Annotated in this window: 19 protein-coding genes; 6 read left to right on the forward strand and 13 right to left on the reverse strand. The window is 74.5% G+C overall.

The features are described 5' to 3' along the window. Positions 1-158 precede the first annotated feature (158 nt). Positions 159-791, forward strand: coding sequence for an HAD family hydrolase (locus tag ACFY0X_RS14005; RefSeq protein WP_387753501.1), 633 nt, complete (start codon positions 159-161; stop codon positions 789-791). A gap of 275 nt (positions 792-1066) precedes the next feature. After that, positions 1067-2803, forward strand: coding sequence for a hypothetical protein (locus ACFY0X_RS14010; protein ID WP_387753504.1), 1737 nt, complete (start codon positions 1067-1069; stop codon positions 2801-2803). 9 nt (positions 2804-2812) lie between these two features. Here ACFY0X_RS14010 and ACFY0X_RS14015 read toward each other — a convergent pair whose 3' ends face one another. After that, the gene (locus ACFY0X_RS14015; protein WP_387753506.1) at positions 2813-4999 is read right to left on the reverse strand and encodes an SdrD B-like domain-containing protein; all 2187 of its coding nucleotides are present in this window, start codon (positions 4997-4999) and stop codon (positions 2813-2815) included. Between the two features lie 453 nt (positions 5000-5452). Here ACFY0X_RS14015 and ACFY0X_RS14020 point away from each other — a divergent pair, with 453 nt between their 5' ends. After that, on the forward strand, positions 5453-6442 hold the full coding sequence (locus tag ACFY0X_RS14020) for a zinc metalloprotease (protein ID WP_387753509.1): 990 nt from the start codon (positions 5453-5455) through the stop codon (positions 6440-6442). Between the two features lie 172 nt (positions 6443-6614). Here ACFY0X_RS14020 and ACFY0X_RS14025 read toward each other — a convergent pair whose 3' ends face one another. The 3 genes from ACFY0X_RS14025 to ACFY0X_RS14035 form a co-directional block, all read right to left on the reverse strand. After that, positions 6615-7481, reverse strand: coding sequence for a GNAT family N-acetyltransferase (locus ACFY0X_RS14025; RefSeq protein WP_387753512.1), 867 nt, complete (start codon positions 7479-7481; stop codon positions 6615-6617). A 128-nt stretch (positions 7482-7609) separates the two neighbouring features. Continuing rightward, positions 7610-9256, reverse strand: a complete 1647-nt coding sequence (locus ACFY0X_RS14030) for an LCP family protein (protein WP_387753515.1) — start codon at positions 9254-9256, stop codon at positions 7610-7612. Continuing rightward, on the reverse strand, positions 9249-9902 hold the full coding sequence (locus tag ACFY0X_RS14035; protein WP_387753517.1) for a DUF6542 domain-containing protein: 654 nt from the start codon (positions 9900-9902) through the stop codon (positions 9249-9251). The genes ACFY0X_RS14030 and ACFY0X_RS14035 overlap by 8 nt, the downstream gene beginning before the upstream one ends. 190 nt (positions 9903-10092) lie before the next feature. Between ACFY0X_RS14035 and ACFY0X_RS14040 the strand changes: the two genes are divergently transcribed. Both ACFY0X_RS14040 and ACFY0X_RS14045 read left to right on the forward strand, forming a co-directional pair. After that, positions 10093-10299: an antitoxin gene (locus ACFY0X_RS14040; RefSeq protein WP_387753520.1), complete on the forward strand. Its 207-nt coding sequence runs from the start codon at positions 10093-10095 to the stop codon at positions 10297-10299. Between the two features lie 71 nt (positions 10300-10370). Beyond that, a complete protein-coding gene (locus ACFY0X_RS14045) occupies positions 10371-11078 on the forward strand; it encodes a lytic transglycosylase domain-containing protein (RefSeq protein WP_387753522.1) in 708 nt (235 codons plus the stop codon). A gap of 13 nt (positions 11079-11091) precedes the next feature. Here the strand turns inward: ACFY0X_RS14045 and galE are convergent, their stop codons facing one another. From galE to ACFY0X_RS14070, 5 genes are all read right to left on the reverse strand, one after another. Continuing rightward, complete coding sequence (gene galE, locus ACFY0X_RS14050; RefSeq protein ID WP_387753525.1) at positions 11092-12108, reverse strand: UDP-glucose 4-epimerase GalE; 1017 nt, start codon at positions 12106-12108, stop codon at positions 11092-11094. Positions 12109-12237: 129 nt separating this feature from the next. Next, on the reverse strand, positions 12238-12924 hold the full coding sequence (locus tag ACFY0X_RS14055; RefSeq protein WP_387753527.1) for a hypothetical protein: 687 nt from the start codon (positions 12922-12924) through the stop codon (positions 12238-12240). Positions 12925-13130: 206 nt separating this feature from the next. Beyond that, the gene (locus ACFY0X_RS14060) at positions 13131-15332 is read right to left on the reverse strand and encodes an RICIN domain-containing protein (protein WP_387753529.1); all 2202 of its coding nucleotides are present in this window, start codon (positions 15330-15332) and stop codon (positions 13131-13133) included. A gap of 391 nt (positions 15333-15723) precedes the next feature. After that, complete coding sequence (locus ACFY0X_RS14065; RefSeq protein WP_387753532.1) at positions 15724-16185, reverse strand: hypothetical protein; 462 nt, start codon at positions 16183-16185, stop codon at positions 15724-15726. 52 nt (positions 16186-16237) lie between these two features. Continuing rightward, positions 16238-17002: a sigma 54 modulation/S30EA ribosomal C-terminal domain-containing protein gene (locus tag ACFY0X_RS14070; RefSeq protein ID WP_387753535.1), complete on the reverse strand. Its 765-nt coding sequence runs from the start codon at positions 17000-17002 to the stop codon at positions 16238-16240. 342 nt (positions 17003-17344) lie between these two features. On the opposite strand from ACFY0X_RS14070, the gene ACFY0X_RS14075 reads away from it, so the two are divergent. Beyond that, positions 17345-19927 (forward strand): cytochrome P450, encoded by a 2583-nt coding sequence (locus ACFY0X_RS14075; protein WP_387753538.1) that lies wholly within the window; start codon positions 17345-17347, stop codon positions 19925-19927. 31 nt (positions 19928-19958) lie between these two features. On the opposite strand, the gene ACFY0X_RS14080 is transcribed toward ACFY0X_RS14075, so the two are convergent. The 4 genes from ACFY0X_RS14080 to ACFY0X_RS14095 all read right to left on the reverse strand — a co-directional run bounded on the left by ACFY0X_RS14080 (position 19959) and on the right by ACFY0X_RS14095 (position 22706). Next, positions 19959-20105 carry a DUF6126 family protein gene (locus ACFY0X_RS14080; protein WP_387753541.1) on the reverse strand — a complete coding sequence of 49 codons (147 nt, stop codon included), beginning with the start codon at positions 20103-20105 and terminating at the stop codon, positions 19959-19961. 43 nt (positions 20106-20148) lie between these two features. Further along, a complete protein-coding gene (locus tag ACFY0X_RS14085) occupies positions 20149-20490 on the reverse strand; it encodes a helix-turn-helix transcriptional regulator (protein ID WP_049656769.1) in 342 nt (113 codons plus the stop codon). Between the two features lie 237 nt (positions 20491-20727). Next, positions 20728-21186 (reverse strand): hypothetical protein, encoded by a 459-nt coding sequence (locus tag ACFY0X_RS14090; protein WP_387753544.1) that lies wholly within the window; start codon positions 21184-21186, stop codon positions 20728-20730. 299 nt (positions 21187-21485) lie between these two features. Continuing rightward, positions 21486-22706 (reverse strand): glycoside hydrolase family 3 N-terminal domain-containing protein, encoded by a 1221-nt coding sequence (locus ACFY0X_RS14095; RefSeq protein ID WP_387753546.1) that lies wholly within the window; start codon positions 22704-22706, stop codon positions 21486-21488. Between the last annotated feature and the right edge of the window lie 65 nt (positions 22707-22771).

A 22771-nucleotide genomic window follows, 5' to 3' on the forward strand; every position in this document is an offset into this window, starting at 1 on the left:
AACGGGGCCACGGTGCCCCCAGCTGGTTAAGTTCCCCCTTCGGTACGCGCCGGGGGCGACCCGGCTCCACCCGGTGACAGAGGGCACCCACCGGCGGCCCGGACCGCCTACGCTGCTGATGCCGGCCAACGGACGACCACCGCAAAGGAGTTCGCACTGTGACTGCCCTCCCCTACGACGCCGTGCTCTGTGACATCGATGGGGTGCTGCGGCATTGGCCCACTTCCGGACCCGGTGACCTTGACCATGTCCACGGACTCCCTGCGGGCACCTTCGCGGCAGCCGCCTTCGCACCGTCCCGCCTGCATCCCGCGATCACGGGGGAGGTCACCGACGAGGAATGGCGTTCGGCGGTGGCCACGGACCTCGCCGAGGCATGTGGATCGACGGACCGCGCCCGAAGCGTGGTCACCGCCTGGTCCGAACTCGTGCCGCGCGTCGATCAGGATGTCGTGTCGCTCCTCACCAGGGTCCGTGAAGTCGCCACGGTCGCCCTGGTCTCCAACGCGACCACACGGTTGGAGTCGGATCTCGCCCGGCAGGGCTTGGCCGACCTCGCCGATGCCGTGGTGAACAGTTCCCGCATCGGTGTGGCGAAGCCCGATCCGCGTGTCTACCTCATCGCCGCGGAGCGGGTGGGAGCCCCGGTCCACCGCTGCCTGTTCGTCGACGACACCGAGGCCAACGTCATCGCGGCCCGCGAGGTGGGGATGGCCGCCCTCCACTACCGCCGGATCGGAGATCTCCGGGATGCCCTGTCCGGGGTCGTGCCTCCGGGCCGTGCACGCTGACCACCGGGGAGCCCGGGCGATCGGGTGGCAGCGGCCCGCACCGTCAGTCCTTGTCCGGCAGTGCCGTTCCGTCCTGCGGGTACGGCCCCGTCCCGGTGCCCGGGGCGCAGATCGCGAAGGCCCTGAGGCCCTCGGGCCGGCTGCCCCGTCCCTCGTCCCGTGACCGGGGGGTCGACTCGCCGGTCGCGGTCGCCCATCCCGCTCCGGCGCACGTCTCCGCCTCCGCCGGATAGCGCGCCGGTACGGCTGTCACAGCGCGGACCTATGCTCTCGCCATGCCGGAATCCGCTGTCCCCGCGTCCCTGTCCCATGCCGATGCCGACGCCCGCCTGGGCGGCGCGTTGTCCGCCGTGTTCGAGGGTGCGGGAGCGTCGCCCGGCTACGGCGAGGTGCTGTTCATCGACGGCGACCTCACCCTCGACGGGGACTTCCTGACCGCCGTCGGCGAACTGCGCGGCGGGGACGCCGCGGGCGAGGTCGAGCTGGTCGTGGTCACCGGTGACCTGACGGTCAACGGGCCGATCGCGCTCTACGACGACCGGCCCGGGCTCTACGTCGGCGGTCGCACCGAGGCGGAGACCCTGGAGGGCGGCGAGGCGGAGATCCACATCCACGACGGCGCCTTCACCCACCTGGTCCACGGCTACTACAACCACGGCTCCCTGGTGGCCGGGACCGTCGAGACCCCCTGGGTGATCTACTCCGACCACCACATGGAGCTCTCCGCCCCCGGCGCACGCTGGGTGGACAACTACGGCGATGACGACGACGCCGACTTCGCCGTCGGGGACGGCATCGTGGAGGCGTTCGTGCCCGAGGTCGTCGACGCGGAGGACCACTGCCTGGACGTCGACGCGTTCCTGGACCGGCTGCGGGCCGGGCTCCCGGTCCTGCGGCCCGCAGCCCGGTCGGCGGCCGAGTCGGCCGGTGACGTCCTGTCCCGGGCCCTGGCCGACCGGGTGGAGCACCTCGACCTGACCGATCGCAAACTCCGGGCGTTCCCCGCCGAGGTGCTCCGGATGCCGTGGCTGCGCACCCTGATCCTGGACGGCAACCCGATCGGCGAGCTGCCCGAGGCGCTCGGGACGCTCACCCGGCTGGAGCACCTGTCGGTGCGCTTCTGCGGACTGACCGCCCTGCCGGAGTCGGTCGGCGACCTGGCCGCGCTCCGGGTGCTGTGCGTCGCCGGCAACCGGGACCCGGACGGGGTCACGGTCGAGTTCTCCCTGCCGGCCGCTGTCGGCCGGCTCACCGCCCTGGAGGAACTCGACATCTCCTACCTGTCCGTCACCACCGGTGACACGACGACCGAGTGGGACCTCCCCGAGATGACGCGGTTCGTCCTGCCGGACACCTTCGGCGGTCTGGTCGCGCTGCGGAAGCTGGTCGCCGACGTGACCGACGTCGTGTTCCCCGACTCCGCGCACGGCCTGACCGGCGTCGAGGAGGTGTCCATGACTCACGGCCGCCTGCGGACCTTCCCCGAGGTCGTCACCACCTTCCCGAACCTGCGGCGGCTCGACCTGGGCGACAACTTCTTCGACACCGTCCCCGACAGCCTGCTCCGGCTGACCCGGCTCGAAGAGCTCAACCTCGGCGGCAGCCTCGGCCTGGTGCGCGACCCGCTGCCGGACCTCGGCCGCCTGCCCGCCCTGCGGATCCTCGGCTTCAGCGGGCACACCAGCCGCTTCAGCACCCCCGAGCCGGGGCACGTCTTCCTGCGGGAGTTGTTCGCCATGGAGCTGACCGGGCTGGAGGAACTCCGGATCGACCGGTGGTGCAGGAACACCAAGCGCCACAAGCCCGGGCCCGAGCACTTCGCCGGGATCGGGACGTTCCGCCGGCTGCGGACCGTCGACCTGTCCTCCAACGAACTCAAGGACCTGCCGGCCGATTTCGACACGCTCCCCGACCTGGCGGTGGTCGACCTGCGGTACAACCGGCTTTCGCAGACGGTCCGCGACCGGATCACCGCCGCACACCCGGCCGCCCGGATCGACTTCCAGGGCTAGTGACCTGAGTCAGTGCCCGCACCCGCAGCGCCGGAACCCGAAGTCGAGGGTGTGGTCGTTCTCGCCCGGCCCGCCGGTGGTCAGTGCCCGCTCGGGGTACCGTCCGCCCGGCGGGGCGGCGCCGTCGGAGTCGATGAAGGGATCGTCACCGACGCCGCGCCTGGTGGGCACCCACCGGTGCAGCGGACCGCCCTCGGCGTAGTCGGACGGCTCGTCCAGCCGGATCGTGTACTCCGTGTGCGGCCTGAGGCCGCCGTCCACGTTCGAGTCGTCGAAGTAGTACTCGCCGCGCGCCGTCGTCCGCGCCGTCCCGACGAGCGTGCCCGCCCCGTCGTACAGGTGGACGGTCGCGCCCGGCACCGGTTGCCGGCCCGGCCGCTGGACGCCCGTGCGCCCGGGGTCGTACCAGACCCGGTTGCCGATCTGCAGCGGCGCCCGGTCGCAGAGCACCTCGAGGTCGCCCATCGAGGCGCCCTTGCCGAACGGCGCGGGGACGTCCGGCGGGTTGAGCCGCAGCCCGGACACCGGGTCCTGTCCGCCGTCCGCCCGCCGCAGGAACGACGTGCCGTAGCCGAACGCCGTGCTGTTCGGGTCGAAGCCGGAGATCCCGACGGTGGTCTCCACCTTGGACAGCGCCATCCCGGCGTAGGCCGCGTTGCGGTGGAAGCCCATCCGGCTGGTGTCGAAGAAGCGGTTCCCCCGGGGCGGGAGCCCGCAGCCGCCGTTGGTGTCCATCACGTAGCCGCCGTCCGCCGCCGGGCAGGCCTTGTTCAGGTCACCGCCCGACAGGACCTCGCCGACCGCGCCGCCCGCCGCCGCCTGGCCGGCCGCCCGGTCCGCGAGGCGGTCGCGGAAGGCCAGCAGCATCGAGCCGTCCGTCTCGAAGCCGACCTCGGCCAACTCCGGCTCCGGCTGGGCGCGGAAGCCGGCGCAGGCCTGCCCGTTCTGCACGACCGGGTAGGTGTCCGTCCACGGGAACCAGCCCGCGCCGTCGCACGGGCCCGCGCCGACCGTCGACCCGCGCGGGTAGTCCAGCGGCTGGTCCAGCACGGCCGGGCCGAACCGGCCGGTGGCCGGGTCGAAGGGCAGCACGACCGCCCGCAGGTCCGCCGCCCGGCCCGTCGACTCGCCCGAGCAGACACCGCCCAGGTAGCCGGTCCCGTCCTGGAGGCCCAGACCGAAGGGGCGCCAGTCCCCGGCCGAGGGGCAGCCCGGATCCGGGACGGGGTAGACGGCCTTCGGCGCCGGCGCGCTCGCCACCGTGGCGTCGTAGCGGTACAGCCGGCGGTCGTTGAGGTTGACGACGAACAGGTCCCGGCCGTCGTCCGTCACCTTCAGCCCGCCGAGGCTCTCCTTGCCCGGCACCGCCAGGAACGCCTCGTCCGCCCCCGGCCCGTGCGCCGTGCCTCCGGCGTCCGGGACGGTGGTGAAGAGCGTGGTCCTCCGCTGCGCCGGGTCGGTCAGGTAGATCCCGCCGGGGCCGCCCGGGCCGTAGGCCGTGGTGCGCTTGGCCGCCGCCGAGGAGAACACCCGCCGGTCGGTCCTGTTCCACGCGACGCCGAACAGCGTGCCGGTCTGCGCCGCGGTGGCGACGTCGGCGACGTCCACGTCCACGTCCGCCTGGCCGCGCGCACCGTACGGGAACGACACCAGCGTGCGCTGCCCACCACCCTGCCAGGCGGTGTTCTGACAGGTCGTCATCACGGGCGCGTTCTTCTGGCAGTAGTCGCCGGGGCTCCACAGCCCCGTGGTGTACGAGACGTCCGCGCCGTCGGAGAGGTCGACGAACTCCTCGTTCGAGCTCAACAGGCCGGGCCCGCCGGCCAGCCCCTGCCGCGAGGCGAAGGCGGGGAACAGCACGCCCGGCTTCGGGTTCACCACCCGCACCCGGTAGGCGCCGCCGTGCTCCCGGCTCCGCGGCGGCGGCGCGAGCGTCACCGTCCCGTCGGCCGCCGTGGTGCCCTCGACGCGGACCCGGCCCCCGCCGGTGAGCGTCACCTTCACCCCCGGCAGCCCCGGCTCCAGCCCGGGCGTCCACGCGCCCGAGGCGTCCACCGCCCGGACCACCCGCACCGTCACCGTCCCGTCCGCGCCCTGCGGGAACGCCTCCGGCGCCGACAGCAGCCCGCTGCCGGTCAGCACGACGCCGAGCACCGCGGCCCGCGCGACGCCCGTCCTTCGTCTTCTCGTCCCCACTGGGCCCCACTCTCGTGATCGACGGGCGGACGCCCGATCCGGACAGGACCCCCAGGAGAGCCGCAGCCGCTCGTCCACGCCCGCGCTTCCGGGCACGTTCACCGGTGTGTGTGACGGAGAACGGGCCGGTAATCGCAACAAGTTCGGATACGACCTCACAAGTGCGACCGCACCCGGGCGACCTCACGAGTCCACGGGCGGACCGGCCGGGCGGACGAGCCGGGCAGCGCGAGCGACGACTTTCGGACATTCCGAAGCCGGTACCGTGCGCAGGCATGACGGGAGATGCTCCATGTGCGGCCGGGTCGGGGCGCCAGAACTTCCGGATTATGTCCGATTTGCCGTCAGGACCTCCAGACCGGAACGAGTCTGACGCGTACACGCGCCTCTGCGTAGCCTTGGCCCGGCGGTCCCCCTCGGCCGCCGTCCCCCACGACTCCCCCAGGAGCGCAGATGCGTCGTTCCGTTCGCGTCCCCTCGCGTGCCGCCGGCAGACTCCTCAGTGCCGCGGCACTGGTCGCAACCCTCGGCCTCACCCAGTTCGCCGCCCCCTCCACGGCCACCACCGCCGCGGCCTCCACGGAGTGCGTCGAGGCGGCGGGCCACGACGACGCCGGGGCCCGCAAGCCCGCCGGCAGCCCCGGTGGCCAGGAGCCCAACGCCGTCACCGACGCGCAGGCCAAGGCGATGGACGCGGACCTCAAGGCCCGCGTCTCCCGGCTGGCGAACTCCGCCCAGGGCGGCAACCTCGCCCCCGGCACGCTGACGGCCACCACCATCCCGGTGTACGTGCACGTCGTCCACTCCGGGACCACCGGCAAGCTGACGGCCACCGACATCACCAAGCAGATAGCCGTCCTCAACGCGGCCTACAGCGGCCAGGGCGCGGGCAACACCCCCAGCCAGTTCCAGTTCCAGCTGGTCTCCACCGACTACACCGACAACGCGACCTGGTACAGCGGCGTCACGCCGGGCTCCACCGCCGAGAAGTCGATGAAGAGCACGCTGCGCAAGGGCGGTGCCAACGCCCTCAACCTCTACACCGCCAAGCTCGGGCAGTCGCTGCTCGGCTGGGCGACGTTCCCGAGCAGCTACCAGTCCAACCCCACCGACGACGGCGTGGTCATCCTCGACAGCTCGTTCCCCGGCGGCTCGTCCGCCAACTACAACGAGGGCGACACCGCCACCCACGAGGTCGGCCACTGGCTCGGCCTGTACCACACCTTCCAGGGCGGCTGCGGCGGCCAGGGCGACTACGTCTCCGACACCCCGGCCGAGAAGAGCGCCGCCTACCAGTGCCCGGCCGGCCGGGACACCTGCACCGCCACCGGAGTCGACCCGATCCACAACTTCATGGACTACACCTACGACTCCTGCATGACCCAGTTCACCCCGGGTCAGGTCGCCCGGATGTCCAGCGCCTGGGCCGCCTACCGGGCCTGACGACGGATCCGGTCCGGCGGTCCACACCGATCCGGCGACCGCCGCCCTGACACCGGCGGGTGCGTGGCGATGACGCCGCGCACCCGCCGGTCCTCCCGTTCCCGCCCAGGCCTCGACCGCGCCGGCGGCTCGCCCGGCACGAACGCACCGGGGTACCGCCGCCTGGACGTCGTCAGGCGGGTCGGCCGAGGTCCAGGCGCTCGGGCGACGGTTCGAACCCTGCCGCCCGGTAGGTGGCGACGGCGGCGGTGTTCGAACTCTGGGTGCAGACGAGCGCGCTCGACGCCCCCATGCCCCGAAGCGCGGCAGCGGCAGCGACGCAGATCGCGGCCCCGTGGCCGCGTCCGCGATGGTCGGCGTGGACGCCCACCGGCTCCAGCAGGCCCGGCCGACCGGGACCGGCCGACCAGACCGTCACTGCGGCCACCGCGTCGCCCCGGTCGTCGTAGCCGATCAGGCAGCGGGCGTCGGCGTAGACCGGTCCGGCGGCGAGGACGTGCCAGACCTCCTCGGTGAACCTCGGGCTGCCGAACGCCGAGCGGTGCACCGCGGTGCGCACCTCCGCCGTCTCGGGACCGGCCACCTCGATCCGCAGGCCGGAGCCCTCCACCGGCTCGGAGAGGTCGCGGCGCAACGGCGTCCACGGCTCGTCCGGCTGCCAGCCCGCCTCCGCGAGGACCTCACGGAGGCGTGCGCCGTCGGGGACCTCCAGGCCGACCTTCCCGGGCGGCAGGACCCCGCGCCCCGGATCATCGAGGTCCGCCGCCAACCGACGGGCCAGGTCCTCGTCCTGCCGCAGGTCCGGCGCGGTCGTCAGGCGCAGCACGTCGGGGCCGTCCAGGTATCCGACGGCGACGATCCGCCCGTCCGCGCTCCAGGTGCGGACGGCCGCGGCGAGCCTCTTCGCGCCCAGCGCCCAGGCCCAGCCGAGATCCCCCGGGTGGAGTTGCAGCGGCGTCCGGTCGTCCTGCCATGCGCGGAGCGCGTCCACGGCCCCGGTCAGCCCGTCGACGCCGGGTTCGTTCAAAACGATCGTCATGTCCCCGCATCCCATCCCATCGCGGCGACCGGCCGCATCCCGATTTCGCCCGGCCGCCGCGGTGACGGCTTCCGCCGGGGCTTGCGGCCGGCTCTCCGGTCCGGGGCCGACCGCCGCGCGCGGGCGGCTCAGTCCACGCAGGGGATCCCGCCGGCCTTCACGGCCGGCCCCTGCATCGGCAGTCCGGCCGCCGGGTCGGCGGACGGGTCGCCCACGGACGGCGCGGCCGACGACGCCGCCGACGACGCCGCCGACGGGACGGCCGTCGGGCTCGGGGGGCGGGAGACGGCCAGGGTGAGCCGGATGCGGCCGGCGGGTACGGCCGTCGAGAAGACGGCGTTCACCCCGTAGCGGGCGGCGAGCTGCTGCGCGTCCGCCCTGGCCCCGGATCCGTACGCCACCGTGGTGGCCCGGGTCCTGGCCGGGGCGTCGCCGATCCGGCCCGTCTGGTAGCCGAGTTCGGCCAGTGCCCTGGACTCGTCGGCCGCCGCCCCCGCGCCCGCGGCCGCGTTGACGTCGACCACCGCCGTCCTGGCCGCCGAGCTCGGGCCGGCGGTGGGCGACGGGGCCGGTTCGCCCGGCGCGTCCCCGGGCGTCGCGGCCGGTACGGGCGGCATCGGCTCGTGGTTGAAGAGCTGCCGGACGATCTTCCGGATCAGGTCCGGGTTGACGGTGTTGACCTCCTGCCCGCCGACGGTCTTGAAGCCGCTGATCGGCAGGGTGTTGAACTCCACGTTGCCGCCGGTCAGGTTGGGCGCCTGCTGGGCGAAGTCGAGGATGTTCCACTCGTTGTCGATGACCACGTCCTTCTTCACCACCGCGAACAGCTTCTGCATCTGCCCGAGGTCGTTCAGGATGCCCTGCTGCTTGAGCTTGTACTCGACGGAGGAGAGGAAGGCCTGCTGCCGGTGGGTGCGGTCGAGGTCGCCGTTGGCGAGGTGGTGGCGCTGGCGGACGAAGGAGAGCGCCTGCGCGGCGGTGAGGGAGCTGATCCCGGCCGGGAGCCTGAGGCCGGTGCCGCCGCCCTCGTGGGTGGCGGTCCGGGCGGTGATCGGGTCGTCCACCGGGTGGTTGAGGCAGACCTGGATCGGCTCGACGGCCTTGGCGATGTCGTAGAAGCCGATCAGGTTCACCTCCGCGAAGTGGTCGATCGGGACGTCCAGGAGGCTCTGCACGGTCTGGATGGTGGCCGAGCGGCCGGCCTCGCGGCTGTGCCGTTCCACCGCCGCCTTGGAGAGCCCCTTGCCCGCCAGCTTCTGTTCGGCGGCCTCCTTGGCGATGCCGTACGCCTCCTTGATCTTGTGCATCCTCCCGTCCGCGCCGACGGTCTGGACGTAGTCGTCGCGCGGGACGGAGAGCGCGGTGACCTTGCCGCCGTTGGCCGGGATGTGCAGCACGATCAGGGCGTTGGTGTTGTAGCCGCCGATCGCGCTGGAGCCGGCGTGGAGTTCGGCCTCCACGAACTGCTTGGGCAGGTCGTTGCCGTCCATGTCCTTGCGGCTGTCCAGGCCGATCAGCAGCAGGTTGACGGACTTGTCGAGGTGCGGCGGGGCGTTCTTCCTGGCCTCGCTCAGCGCGCTGGACTTGATCATGCCGTCGTCCAGGCTGCGGTACTCGTACCAGGTGAAGCCGCTGGCCCCGAGCACGGCGGCCGAGACGGTGCAGGCCAGGGTGCGCCCGGCGACGGTCAGCGGGTCGGTGCCGCGGCGCGGGGCACGGCCGCGTCGGCCGCGCTGACGGCGGCCGCGGGTACGGCCGCTGCCGCGCTCAGTCACGGCGGCCCCTCCCGGCCGGGGCCGCCGTCCTGCCGGTTCGTCGGCGCTCCGGCGCCGGTCGGCGGCGGGCCGGTACTGCGCGGACCGCGACCACCGCGAGCGCCACCGCCACGGCCGCGGCCATCACCGGGAACGCCCCGACCACCCAGCGCAGGGCGCCGGTGCCGAGGTTCTTCCCCTGGTAGTTCCCGGGGTGCGCCAGGTACTCGACGCCCGAGGCGGTGAGCAGCACCACGACCGGAGCGGCCGTCACCACCCACCACCGGCCGGCCCGGCCGCACAGCAGCGCCGCGGCCGCCGTCCCGAGCACCGAGCCCACCGTGAAGAGGAGTCCGACGCCCGGCCCGTCGAGTTCGTCCGCGACCGCCCCGAGCAGCGGCAGTCCGACCGCCGAGAGCGCGGTCGCCGCCCCGCCGCGCCGGCGCGCCTGCTGGCGACGGCGGGCGGCTCCGGGGCGCGGCGCCCGGGCCTGCCGGGGCGCGCCGGGGCCGACGGGAGCCCCGGGGGCACCGGCGAGGTTCACGGGGACACCGGCGGCCGGCCCGCGCACCACGCCGGCCGCCCACGGGAGCTGGACGGGCACGGCGCGGTCCTCGGTGCGCGGTCCCGCGTCCTGGTACGGAGTTCTCGCCCGCTGACCGGCCATGCGCACTTCCCTCGATCGGCCTCTACATCGCTGTAGAAGATGGGCTGGAGCATACAACCCATTTCAGCAAAGTCATCCGCTGTCACCCGGCAGCGACGAACCGCCCGGTGGGCCGTCGTTAGGATGGTTCGTGATCCCCCGCCCACGTCGGCACACCATCAGGAACGCATCAGAGGAGCAGAGCGTCACCATGTTTGAGAGTCTGAAGAACCTCGCGGACAAGGCCACCGACCTCGCCCGCGAGCACGGCGACGTGATCGGGCAGGGCCTGGACAAGGTCGGCGACGCGATCGACGGCCGCACGGACGGCAAGTACAGCGGGCAGATCGACACCGGCGTCGAGAAGGCGAAGGACTTCCTGCGCAACCTCGACGGCGACCGGAAGGCCGCCGAGTAACCTGCCGCAGGGCACGATCAGCCGCGCGGCGGTCGAACGAGCGCACGGGCGAACGGGGAGGGGCGGCAGCGGTGAGTGAGGACAAGAAGGGGTCCGGCCCGGGACGCTGGCTGGTGATCGGCGTCGTCGTGGTGGCCGGGCTGGGCCTGGTCCGCGGCAACGGCCACGACGACGCGGCCTCCGCCGGCCCCTCCCCGACCGCCACCGCCCCCTCCGGCCCCGGTTCGGGCGCCGCACCGTCGGCCGGCTCCTCCGCGACGCCGCCGAACGCGCCGAAGCCGTCGAAGCCCTCGGGCCGCTACGACCCGGCCGACTACGCGGCGCCGGTGCGCCAGTACGCCGCCGAGGCCGGGGTCAGCCCGCAACTGCTGATGGTGATCCTCTACAACGAGGCGTACAAGCCGCACGACCCCGAACTCGAACGCGCCTGGCAGCGCGGCAAGCCGGACGCCTCCTTCGGGATCGCCAACATGCACCGGGCGGCCTTCGAGGACACCAGGCCCGGCCGCCCCTTCGCCTCCCGGCAGTGGGAGGAGCTCCCGGACGACCGGAACCTGGCGATCCAGGCGGCCGCCTGGCACCTGCACGACCTCGCCGGGCAACTGCCCGCGCGCCCGGGCGTGCCGCTCAGCCGGGACGAACTGGTCGCCCTCGGCTACAACGCGGGCGCGGGCAACATGCTGGCCTTCGCCCGGGGCGTCAGGATCGGCTCCCAGGCGCAGTCCTACCTCGACCGGCTGCGCGACAACTGGTCGAAGTCCGGCGAGGCCGTCAAGTGACGCCGTCCGGCGGTCAGCTGACGCCGATCCGGGCGGACCAGACCCGCCGCCAGGCCAGCGCGTCGGCGACCCCCTCCGCGATGCCGCGCCGCGGCTGCCAGCCGAGCAGGTCCCGCGCGGTGTCCACGACGGCGTAGCAGCCGATCACGTCCCCGGGCCGCGGGCCGGCCTCCCGGACGTCCAGGCTGGTGCCGACGGCCTGTTCGAAGGCGGCGATCAGCTCCCGCACGGTGGTCCCGTCGCCGGTGCCGACGTTGATCACCCGGTAGCGGTCCGCCACGCCCGGGGCGATCACCTCGTCGAACCGCAGCAGCGCCGCGACGTGCGCCTCGGCGAGGTCCTGGACGTGGACGTAGTCGCGGATGCCGGAGCCGTCGCGGGTCGCCCAGTCGGTGCCGGTCACGGTGAACGGGGTGCGGGTGGTGTGCGCCTCGATCAGCTTGCCGAGCGCGTGGGTGGGGTGGAGGTCCTGGAGGCCGGTGCGCAGCTGCGGGTCGGCGCCGATCGGGTTGAAGTAGCGCAGGGCGATGACGCGCTGCCGCTCGGCGCCCTCGCCCCGGGTCCAGTCCTGGAGGACCTGCTCCATCATCTGCTTGGTGCGCGCGTACGGGCTGCCGGCATCGACCGGGCTGCTCTCGTCCACCCGGGCGTCGGGGGTGGGGGCGTAGATCGAGGCGGAGCTGCTGAAGACGACCCGGGTGCAGCCGTGGCGCTGGAGGGCGTCCAGGAGTTCGACGGTCTTGGCGACGTTCTCCCGGTAGTAGTACAGCGGCTTGGCCACCGACTCCGGTACGACGATCTTCGCGGCGCAGTGCACGGTGGCGTCGATGTCGGGGTGCTCGGCGAAGATCCGGGCGAGCAGGGCGGCGTCGGCGATGTCGCCCCGGTAGAAGATCCGGTCCGCGACGAACTCGGCGCGTCCCCGGGAGAGGTCGTCCAGCACGACCGGGGTGATCCCCCGGTCGAGCAGGGCGGAGGCCACGGTGCTGCCGATGAATCCCGCGCCACCGGTGATCAGGACCTTCTTCATGCGCGGATGCTCCCTCACGGTCGGCCGGGCGCCCGGTGGCGCCCGGTGACCGGAAGGGACGTCGGTTCGCACCCGGCCGGTTCCGCGCCAGGGGCGTGCGCGCGCACCCGGCGGGCGGTTCCGGGCGGCTCAGCCGCGGTGGCGGCGCAGCCAGAGGCCGGTGGCGACCAGGACGACGGCCGCCGCGGCGGTGCCGATGGCCGCCCAGGTGGTGGCGTCGGAGGTGGTCGCGCGGTCGCGGCCGGACGAGGCCGCCCGGGCGGCGACGGGGGCGGCGGTGGTCCCCGCCCCTCCGGCGGTATCCGTCCCTCCGGTCGTCCCCGCCCCGCCGGTGGTCGCCGCTCCGCCGGCGGGCTCCCGGAGCGGGGCGGGTGCCGCCTCGACGGGCCGCGGCGTCTCGGGCAGCGGCGAGGCCGCCGTCCCCTGGGGCACCGGGTCGTCGATCACGACGGTGTCGACGTCGAGCTCGCGCTCGCCGTGTCCGAGGGCGGGGAAGGCACAGTCCACGGTGACCCGCCAGTGCCCGACGGGCAGGATCTCCCGGGTGGTGTACGTCCCTGGCCGGCCGGGGACGGTGACCAGCCGCCAGGGGCCGACGGCGCGGCCGTCGGAGGCCGTCGCGGAGAGCGTGCCGGCGAACTCACCGGTCACCGGGTCGTGGTCGTTCTCCCAGGTGGCAACGGTGCTGACGCGGCCGTTCTGCTGCCCGGTGACGTCCAGGTGGACGCTGTCGCCGTGGGCGGCGGCGGGTGCGGCGGCGGCGAGCACGGCCGCGGCGGTGAGGGCGAGGGCGGTGAGGTGGGGGCGGGTTCGCATGCGGGAGGGTCCTCGGGGCAGGTGTGGGGGGCGGGGACGCCGGGAACGGCCGCCACCGGGTGGGCGGCGGCCGTTCCCGACGCGACGGACCTGGGGCCCACGGGGTCCTGGGGCCCGCGGGCGTCGGCGGCTCGGGTCGAAGGGTCGGCCGGCGTACGGGCCGACCGGTTTCACGGACTCACGGGAACAGCCTTACCCCGAACCGCTCACGAGGTCTTCGACAGCGACCAGTTCTGGTAAGGCGAGCCGTTCGGCTGCTGCAGCTCCAGCAGCCGGCCGCCGTAGTACCACCGCTCGCCGATCCCGAGCACCAGCGCTCCGCCGTCCGCGGTCAGGGTGAACCCGCCGCCCGCGGCGGTGAGTCGCCACTTCTGCGCGGCCGTGTCGGAGCACGGCTGCTGGGCGACGTACTGGCCCGGGACGGCCGCGCCGCCGGGCTGGAGGCACTTGTCGGAGCGCGCGGACCTGATCCGCACCGCGCCGTCGCCGGCGTCCTCGAAGCGCCACTTCTGGTTCGCGTAGCCGGTGCGCTGGTAGGCGATGGCCACCGTGCCGTCGTTCAGCGAGCTGCCCCACAGGTCGGCGGCCTGGCCGGTGAGGCCGTTGACCAGGGTGTAGCGCGCGTCCGGCTGCGGGCGCCCGGGGTCCGCGGCGGTGCGGAAGGTGGCGGGGGCGCCCGGACGGCCCACCGCCCCGGCGGCGTCGCGGACGGCGACGGCCACGGTGTACGAGGTGGCGGGCGCGAGGTGGACCAGGCGGACCACGGTGGCCCGGACGGTACCGATCACCTGGCCGTTCAGCAGGACGTCGTAGCCGGCGGCGGCGGGTGCGGCCGGCCAGCTCAGGACGACGGAATTCGGCGTGATCTGGCTGATGGCCACCTCGGGGCCGCCGTTCCCCCGGGTCGGGGTCGCGGTCGGCGACGGGGTGCCGGTCGGCGTGGCGGTCGGGGTGGCGGTGGGGCCGCCGGTGGGTGTCGGGGAGGCCGTCGGCGTGCGGGTCGGCGTGGCCGTTCCGCCCGGGGTGGGCGTCGGGCTCGGCCCGGTGCCGCCGCCGTTCCCGCCGCCGGCGATGAGGAAGCGATTGCTCGCGACGTTCCAGTGGGTCGCCAGGTAACTGCCGGGCGCGGGCGCGGTGTTGTAGTAGTCGTCGTGGCGGCAGTCCAGCCGTTCGTCCTGGGCGCGGTCCGGGCAGACGGTCCGCATCGACGGGTAGTTCGGGGCGTCCGAGTAGCACATGACGTCCCACTCGTCGGTGCAGTGCCCGGCCTTGCTGGAGTTGGGGGAGCTGTTGTTCACCGCGCCGAGGTTGTGCCCGAGCTCGTGCGCGGCGGTGCTGCCGCCCCAGCAGCCGGCGTCGGTCCGACCGTACGAGGGGCCGAAGTTGCTGAGGTTGTCCTGACCGGGGCGCTCGTCGCCGGCGAAGGTTCCGATGCCGCAGTACACCTTGGCGTCGGTGAACATCATGTACTTGCGGTCCTTGCGGTTGAACCCCTGCGCGGCCAGGGCGCGGTTGCCCGCGTTGAAGTCCTGGATCTCGGCGTCCGAGATCTGCACGTTCAACACCGAGGCGGTGCAGTCGGGTTCGGTGACGAAGCGGACGTGCCGCTCCCCGCCGGTCTCGGCGGCGCTGGCGTTGTAGATGACGTCGACGTCGGCGGCCCACTTCTTGAACGAGGACAGGTACCGGTCGTAGCGGTCGTTGCCGGGGCCGTGCACGTAGACCACCTGGACCCGGTTGCCGCCGCTGCCGTCCCCCTCGCAGACCAGCTTCGTCCCGGCGGGCGCGGCCGGTGCGGGGTCGGCGGCGGCACTGCCGGTGCCGTCCAGCAGGGCCCGCTGCGTGACGTCGAGGACGGGCGGGGCCCCCTTCAACAGGTCTGCGGCGGCGGGCGCCTGGGCACCGGCGGCGGGGGTGGGCGCGGGCGCCTGGCCGGCCGGGCCCGCGACCGGCGGGACGTCCTGGCGGATGTCCACGCCCTTGGGCGGCACGTCCGGCCCGTGGCTGCACTGGGTGCTGCCGGTGACCTCCAGGGTGCCGCCGCAGCGGTCGCTGCTCGGCAGGCTCAACCCCGCGTAGACCAGCCCGCGTTCGGGCTGGTCCTTGGGTATCGCCGTGAGCGGGGCGGCCTTCTCGTCCCGTTTCGGGGCGGGCGCCCGGGTGGCCCCCTCGGCGGTGCCGGTCTCCCCCGACCCGTCGTCCTCGACCAGCCCGGCCTGCGAGCCCGTACGGCCGGCGGCGGCGTCCGCGGCCGTGGCGGCGCCGTGCACGGCGGCCGGTTCCAGCGCGGTGCTGATGCCGAGCGTCCCCGCCACCAGCCCGGCCGCCACCGCCACGGCGACCAGGGCGCTCCTGCGGGTGAGCCTGCGGCTCCTGCGCCGCCGAAGCCCGCTGCTCCGGTGTCCCATCGCGTTCCTCTCCTCGTGCGACGGTCCGTGCCCCTGTGGTGCGGGGGGCTCGGACCTTCCGACACTCCGGAGAGCGGGAGGGGTGGCCGGGAATAACAGAAACCTCTTGCGGAATTCGCCGGACCGTTCGACCGGACAGGGGCGCGCCGAGGCCGGCGGAAGAGGGTTCCGGGCAGGGTGGAGCCGGGGAGCGCGATCGGGGGGTACGCGCTCCCCGGCAGGGGTGGTGGCGGCCACCCGGCCGGAGTCCCGGGGCAGGTGACTGCGTCGGCCGTGACGGAATGCTAGACCCGTCGACGGGCCCTGACCAGTGCCCTGACCAGGAGACTTTCCGCCCCGGACATGCCATACCCGACAGGCATATGACGGTCCGTCAGGTAACGCCCGAGGATCAGGCCGCGAGCTTCACCGGCTCCGCCGCGGCGGCCGCCGGGCGCTCCCCGGGCCTGATCACCGCCACCGCGCCCGCGCCACAGCCACCGTGCAACCGCGCCAGCCCGGCCGCCAGGGCGGCCCGGTCCCCGGCGAGCCAGAGCCGCAGGGCCGCCGAGAGCGCGGCACTGGCCGGCCCGGCCGCGGGACCGCCGGTCCGCACGAGCCGCTCACCGAGCAGCGGCAGCAGGTCCGCGACCGGAGCCGGCAGCCAGAGGGTGAGCGCGAATGGCGCCGGCCCGGCCAGCACCCGCAGCAGCGGCAGGACGCAGGCGTCGTCGTGCAGCGCGGGGATGACCTCCAGCAGCCCGTCCACCGCCACGTCGGAGACGTCGCCGCCGTGCCCGCGGGCGAGTTCGCGCAGCAGCGCGCGCTCGGCGGCGGTGATCCGGACGGTCAGCATGACCTCGTCGCAGTCCATGGTTCCGGCCCCTGTCGTGGAGAGTTCGTGGTGTGGTCGTCGCGCCGCGGTGTCAGTCCTGTGCCGAGGGGGTTCCTGCCCCGATCCGGCCGTCCGATACCGGCGCGATCAGGCCGTAGTGGCCGTCGAACCGGCGGTAGAGCACCCGCGCCCGGTGGTCGCCGGGGTCGGTCCAGCCGACGAACGGGCGGCCGGTGAGCCAGAGTCGGCGAGCCGCCTCGGCGAGGTCGAGCGGCGGCATCGCGCCGGTGCCCGCCGCGCACCGCTCCACCGTGCCGCCCGGGGAGCAGCGGTGGACCAGGCTGTCCCGCCCGGTCGCGGCGTCCGCGAAGAGGTGGAACCGCCGGTCGAGGGCGAACAGTTCGAACTCCGCCTGCTCGGGGGTGCGGCGGGCGGGCACCACCGCCTTGTGGCGGGCGATCCGCCGCTGGGCGAGCGGACGGTCGGCGAACTGCGGGCGGTAGGCGCTCTCGTACGAGGCGGCGAAGCCGATGTCGCCCTGCTCCCGCAGCCGGACGGCCCTCCCGGCCAGCGTGCCGAGGACCAGGTCGACGGACTCCCGGGCGGTGCCGGTGGCCAGCTGCACCCGGACCGGCCCGACCCCGGCCAGTTCGACGTCCGCCTGGGCCAGCGCGGGCCTGGCCACCGACCGGTTCCGCACGCGGGTCAGCCGCAGTCGCAGCGGGTGGGCGTCGGGGCCGAGCGCCGCGGCGGTGGCCAGCGCCCGGACCCGGGCGTACTCGGCGTCCTCCCGCGGCAGCTCGCCGCGGATCTCCACCCGGACGTCGAGGGCCGGCCGGTGGCGCAGACGGGTCATCAGGTTCCTCCTTCTCCGCCACCATGCTGTCCCTCGCACGCCCGTACGGCGAGGGTCCAAAGGCCCTGCCCCGCGGGCCGGTCGGGGACCACCCGGACGGACGCATCCACGCAGGTCAACACGGGGTTTCGAGCACGCACGAAAGGGTCGATCCACTCGGCCGTTGGAGTGATCCCCGCACGTTCGGCGCAACGCTCGGGGAACCGGCGCGTTTGCCAAACGTGCGCCCTCCCGCCGGGGGCGCGCGCGGGGCCCGCGCTGGGCGGTCCCCCCGTCTCCGGGCCGGGCCGCCGCTGCCACCCGGCATCGCCCGCGCCGGCCACTCTGGTGAGAGGTAGTGTCATGTCCCTGCTGACCGAAACCCGGAAGCTGATCGTCCCCCCGAGAACCGCACCCGGCCCGTCCCCGCTGGCCCGCGCCGCCGTCCCCCCGCTGGCCCCCGGAGCCCTGCCCGGCCTCGGGCACGCCGGTGCCCTGCTGCGCGACCCGCTCGGCTTCCTCGGTTCGCTCGGCCGTCACGGCGGGGTGGTCCGGATCCGGCTCGGACCGCGCACCGTCTGCGTGGTCACCGACGCCCGGCTGGTCCACACCCTGCTCGTCGCGCTGGCCCACGACTGCCCGCGCGGCGCCGTCCAGGACACGCTCCGGACGGCCTTCGGCGACGGCCTGCTGATGTCCGAGGGGCAGGCCCACCGCGACCGCCGCCGGATCATCCAGCCGGCCTTCGGCCCGGACCGGATGGGCGAGTACCTGGCCGTGATGCAGCAGGTCACCGAGGAGCGGGCCGCGCGGTGGCGTCCCGGCCAGGTCCTCGACGTGGCCAAGGAGATGAACCACCTGGCGCTGGAGATCGTGACCCGCTCGCTGTTCGACGCCCGGCTCAGCGAGGACGCCACCGTCGCCTTCCACCGGGCGCTGCCGGACCTGGTGAAGGGCCAGATCGTCCAGTCCCTCTACCCGAACCCGGCGCTCGCCCGGCTGCCGCTGCCCGTCAACCGGCGCTTCGACGACGCCGTGCGGGTGCTCAACCGGGTGGTCGACCAGGCCGTCAACGGCCGCGCCGCCACCGCGGGCGCCGGGGCCGGACGGCGCACCCTGCCCGCCCTGCTGCGCGCCGCCACCGACCCGGCCACCGGCTGCCCGCTCACCGAGGCCGACGTGCGGTCCGAGGCGATCACCATGTTCGGCGCGGGCACCGAGACCGTCTCCACCACGCTCACCTGGCTGCTGGACGAGCTGCTGCGCCACCCCGAGGCGGAGGCCCGGATCCTCGCCGAGCTGGACGAGCACCTGCCCGCGGGCAGCGTCCCCACCCCCGAGGCACTGGCCCGGCTCACCTACACCCGCAGCGTCACCCAGGAGGTGGTGCGGCTGCACGCGCCGAACGCCTTCCTGATGCGCACCGCCCAGGTGCCCGTCGAGCTCGGCCCGTACCGCGTCCCGGCCGGCACCGAGCTGCTGTACAGCCTCACCGCGCTGCACCGCGACCCGGTGCGCTACCCGGAGCCGATGAGCTTCCGGCCCGAGCGCTGGCAGGACGGCGGCGGAACCGGGCGGCCGTCCTTCCTGCCGTTCGGGGCGGGCAAGCACAAGTGCATCGGGGAGGCCTTCGCCTGGGCCGAGCTGACCGTCGCGGCCGCGGCGATCCTGCGCCGCTGGCGGCCGGTGGCGGTGCCGGGCGCCCGGGCCCGCGAGGTGGTGTGGACGACGGTCCAGGCGCAGGGCCTGCGGGTACGGCTCGCGCCGCGCGGCGCGCGCTCCCCGCGCGGGGGCTCCTCGGCCGCCTCCCCCGAGGGCGATTCCGCCTCCTCACCCGGGGGCGCGTCGCCCTCCTCTTCGCCCTCCCCGGCCGCCTCGCCCTCCCCGGCCGCCTCGCCCTCCCCGGCTTCTCCGCTCGCCTCGCCGTCCTCGTCCGGCACGCCGACACCGGGCCGGTGCCCGTTCACCGGCACCACCCCCGCGAGTGCTCCCGACGCCGCCACGGCCCCCACCGTGCCGGCGGGCCCCCGGCCGCACGACGAGCTGCGGCTCGCCGCCGACCGGCACGCCGACTGGGTGGTCCGCCGCGGCCTGCTCACCCCGTCGGAACTGCCCCGCTACCGCGCCTACGCGCTGCACGAGCTGATCGGCCACGCCTTCCCCCGCGCGCGGGGCGCCGAACTCGACCTCCTGGTGGACGTGCTGGGCTGGTTCACCATCCTGGACGACCGCTTCGACGGCCCGCCCGGCCGCCACCCCGGCGAGGCCCACGCCCTGGTCGACCCGCTGGTCGCGGTCCTCGACGGGTCCTCCGGCGGCAGCCGCTGCGAAAGTCGGCTCCTGCTCGCCTGGCGCGAGTTGTGGGACCGGCAGACCGCGTCGATGTCCGCCGAGTGGCGGGCCCGCGCGGCCCGGGAGTGGCGGGCCTGCCTGGCCACCTTCCCCGCCGAGGCCGACCACCGCGCCCGCGGCACCGTCCCCGCCCTCGGCCTCGACCTGACGGACACCATGCTGCTGCGCCGGCACGGCAGTTGTCTGTACCCGTTCATGAACATACTGGAACGGGTCCACGGCGCCGACGCCCCAGCCGCGCTGCACGCGGACCCCGCGCTGCACCGGCTGCGGGCCAACACCGCCGACGCCGCCACACTGATCAACGACCTCTACTCGCTGAAGCGCGAGGAACGGCAGGCCGGGGCCGCGTTCAACACCGTGCTCACCCTCCAGCGGGCCCACGGCTGCACCCGGCTGCGGGCGGTCCACGCGGTGCGCGCCCGGGTGGCGCGGCTGCGGCAGGAGAGCGAGGAACTGCGCCGCGAGCTGCTGCACCGCCACCCGGCCGGTCGCTGGTACCTGGACGGCACCCGGGAGCTGGTCGCCGGGGTGCAGGCCTGGACCAGCACCAGCGACCGCTACCTGGTGCCGGACGGCGAGCGGCGCCGGTGAGCGCGGCGGCGAGCGGCCCGCCCCCGGCCCGCTACTTCCGGCCGCCGAGCGCGAACAGCAGCAGCACGAAGCCGGCGAACAGGTGCGTGGCGAAGATGTAGATGCCCGCGCGGATCAGCATCGCCTTGCGGCGCCGCTTCTCCTCGTTCGTGCTGTCGTCGCCGGTGCTGTCGCTCATGGTGGTGCTTCTCCTCGGATCTGGCGGACGGGCCGGGCGCGGCTCAGCGGGGCCGACCGCCGGGGGCGCGCAGCTCGGTGAGCAGCGCGCCCTGGTCGGTGATCAGCTCGGTCAGGATCCGGCGGGCCGCGCGCAGCAGCTCGGCGACGTCCGGCGTGCTGAGCGCGTACACCACGGTGTTGCCCTCACGGGTCGCCGTGACCAGCTGGGTGCGGCGCAGCACCGCGAGCTGCTGGGAGAGGTTGGACGGCTCGACCTCGATCTCCGCCAGCAGCTCGCGCACCGGCCGGGGGCCGTCCTGGAGCAGCTCCAGGACGCGGATCCGGACGGGGTGGCCGAGAGTGCGGAAGAACTCCGCCTTGGCCTGGTACAGCGGTACCGGCATCGTCCGCGCTCTCCCTCGGTTCCGGCTCGGTGGTCGTCCGGCCGGGCGGGAATCGATGCCGCGACCGGTAGGCATCATCGCGACAGATGAAGATTTCTTCAAGTCGTCACAGTGCGTCGGCCCCCGGCCGGCTCCGGCCCGGCGGTCCGCCGTTCGGCCGCGGCCGCGCCGGGGCATGCGAACGCCGAGCCCGGGACGCTGCCAACTCCCGGGCTCGGCAGTCATGGTGACGAGACGTCAGCAGACTACAGGCACATTCACCGTGGCCGGCACCTGGCCGCTCCAGAAGCCCTCGACCTCGAAGGACACGTGCACGGTGGAGCCGCACGGCACGGCGGCCGAGATGCCGTCGACCCGCACGGTGGACACCTGGAACACGGTGCGGCCGTTCACGGTGCCGAGCGAAGCCCCGCCGGCCACGTCGGCCGACAGGTGGGTGACCAGCTCCTTCGGCGCCGGCGGCCACGGGCTGCCCGGGGACGGCGGGCCCGCCAGGCCGATCTTCCCGTAGATCGCGACGCTGTCACCGGTCACGTCGGCGCAGGCGTAGGTGGCCAGGCCGGCCTGGAGGCTGGAGCTGCCGCAGGTGGTGACGGTGGCGGTGGCGGCCGGAGCCGCGGCGAACGCGGGGACGGGGGCCGAGAGCAGGGCGGCGGCGCCGACGGTGCCGGCGGCGATCCGGGCGATCCGGTTCATGGGTTCCTCCTGGAGAGGGACGAGGACGGACTGTGACAGGTGGCGTGGCACATATGACATTTCATAGGTCCACGTCAGAAACTTTGCCATGCGATTCCTGTGCCATGGCCGCGATTACCCTTTAAATCGAACCCTCGGCCGAAATGCGACCTTCGATGGCGCAATCACCTTCCAGCAGTCGAACTGCCGTACCCGCTCAGGCGACGCCCGCCTTGAGCCCAGGTGAACCGCGTCCGAACCACCGCCGGGCGCGCTCCCCACTCAGCCGGTGACCGGCCCGAGCGGCACCGGGCCGCGGCTCAGCCCAGCGAGCCGCGCAGGGCGTCGACCCGGGCCACGGCCTCGGCGAACCCGTGCCGGTCCAGGCGGCCGTCGTCCAGGGCGTCGGCCAGCGCCTCGGTGGCCTCCTCGGCCTGCTGGGGGTCGCGGGCGGAGCAGAGCAGCAGGTCCATCCCGGCCCGGGCGGCGGCCAGCGCCCGGTCTCCGGTGCCGCCGTACGCGGCGAGCGCCTTGGCCTCCATGGCGTCGGTGACCGTCACGCCGCCGAAGCCGAGCCGGCCGCGCAGCTCACCCTGGATGATCGCGGGCGAGAACCCGGCCGGGCGGTCCGGGTCCAGCGCGGGGTAGACCGCCCACGAGGCCATCACCAGCCGCACGCCCGCCGCGATCGCCGCCCGGTACGGGCCCTCGCCCCGGGCACGCAGCTGCGACAGCGGGACGTCCAGGGTGACCGGGCGCTCGTCGGTGTTCCCGCCCCGGGGTGCGGCGCCGAGGCCCGGGAAGTGCTTGGCGGTCGCGGCCACGCCGAGACCCTGCTGGGTGGTGAGGAAGGCGGTGCCCAGCTCCGCCACCTCGGCCGGGTCCTGGCTGTAGGAGCGCTCGTAGTGGTCGATGAAGTTGTCCGGCTCGTCGTAGACGTCGAGCACCGGGGCGAGGTTGAGGTTCAGCCCGGCGTCGGCGAGCGTCCGGGCGGCGCCGGCCCCGGACGCGGCCGCCGTGCCGACCGGGTCCGCCGCCGAACCGGCGCGGCGGGCGGAGAGTTCGGGCGCGCCGGGCAGCCGGCGGATCCTGCCGCCCTCCTGGTCCGTCATCAGCAGCAGGGTGCGCGGGTGCGGCGCCTCGGCCGCGGCCTGCCTCAGGTCGGCGACCGCCTGGGCGAACTGCTCCGGACCGGTGACGTTCTCGCCGAAGAAGATCACCCCGGCGGCCCGCCCCTCCCGGAGCGTCCGGAGCACTCCGGCCGGCGGTGTCGGCCCGGAGTACGACAGCACGATCCGCCGCCCGGCGAGCTCCCGGGAGTCCTCCTGCTCCTGGCCGGCCATCGCCGCGCCCCTCCCGTTCGTCGCGCCCGGAACGTCCGGAGTGCCCGACGCACCCGGAGCCGCCGACGCACCCGGAGTGCCCGGGGCGCTCGAAGCGCCGTGCGGCGGGGCGGGCGAGCCGAGCGGAACCGGCCCGAGCGCGGCACCCATGACGGCCAGCAGCACCCCGAGCTGGGCGATACTTCGGAACGGGGCCATCACGCCTCCCGGCTCGGCATTTGACTTCGGCATGTCAACCTACCCGCGGGGGCGGCTCGGCACTC

This window comes from Kitasatospora sp. NPDC001547 (genome assembly GCF_042894165.1).
GTDB lineage: Bacteria > Actinomycetota > Actinomycetes > Streptomycetales > Streptomycetaceae > Kitasatospora.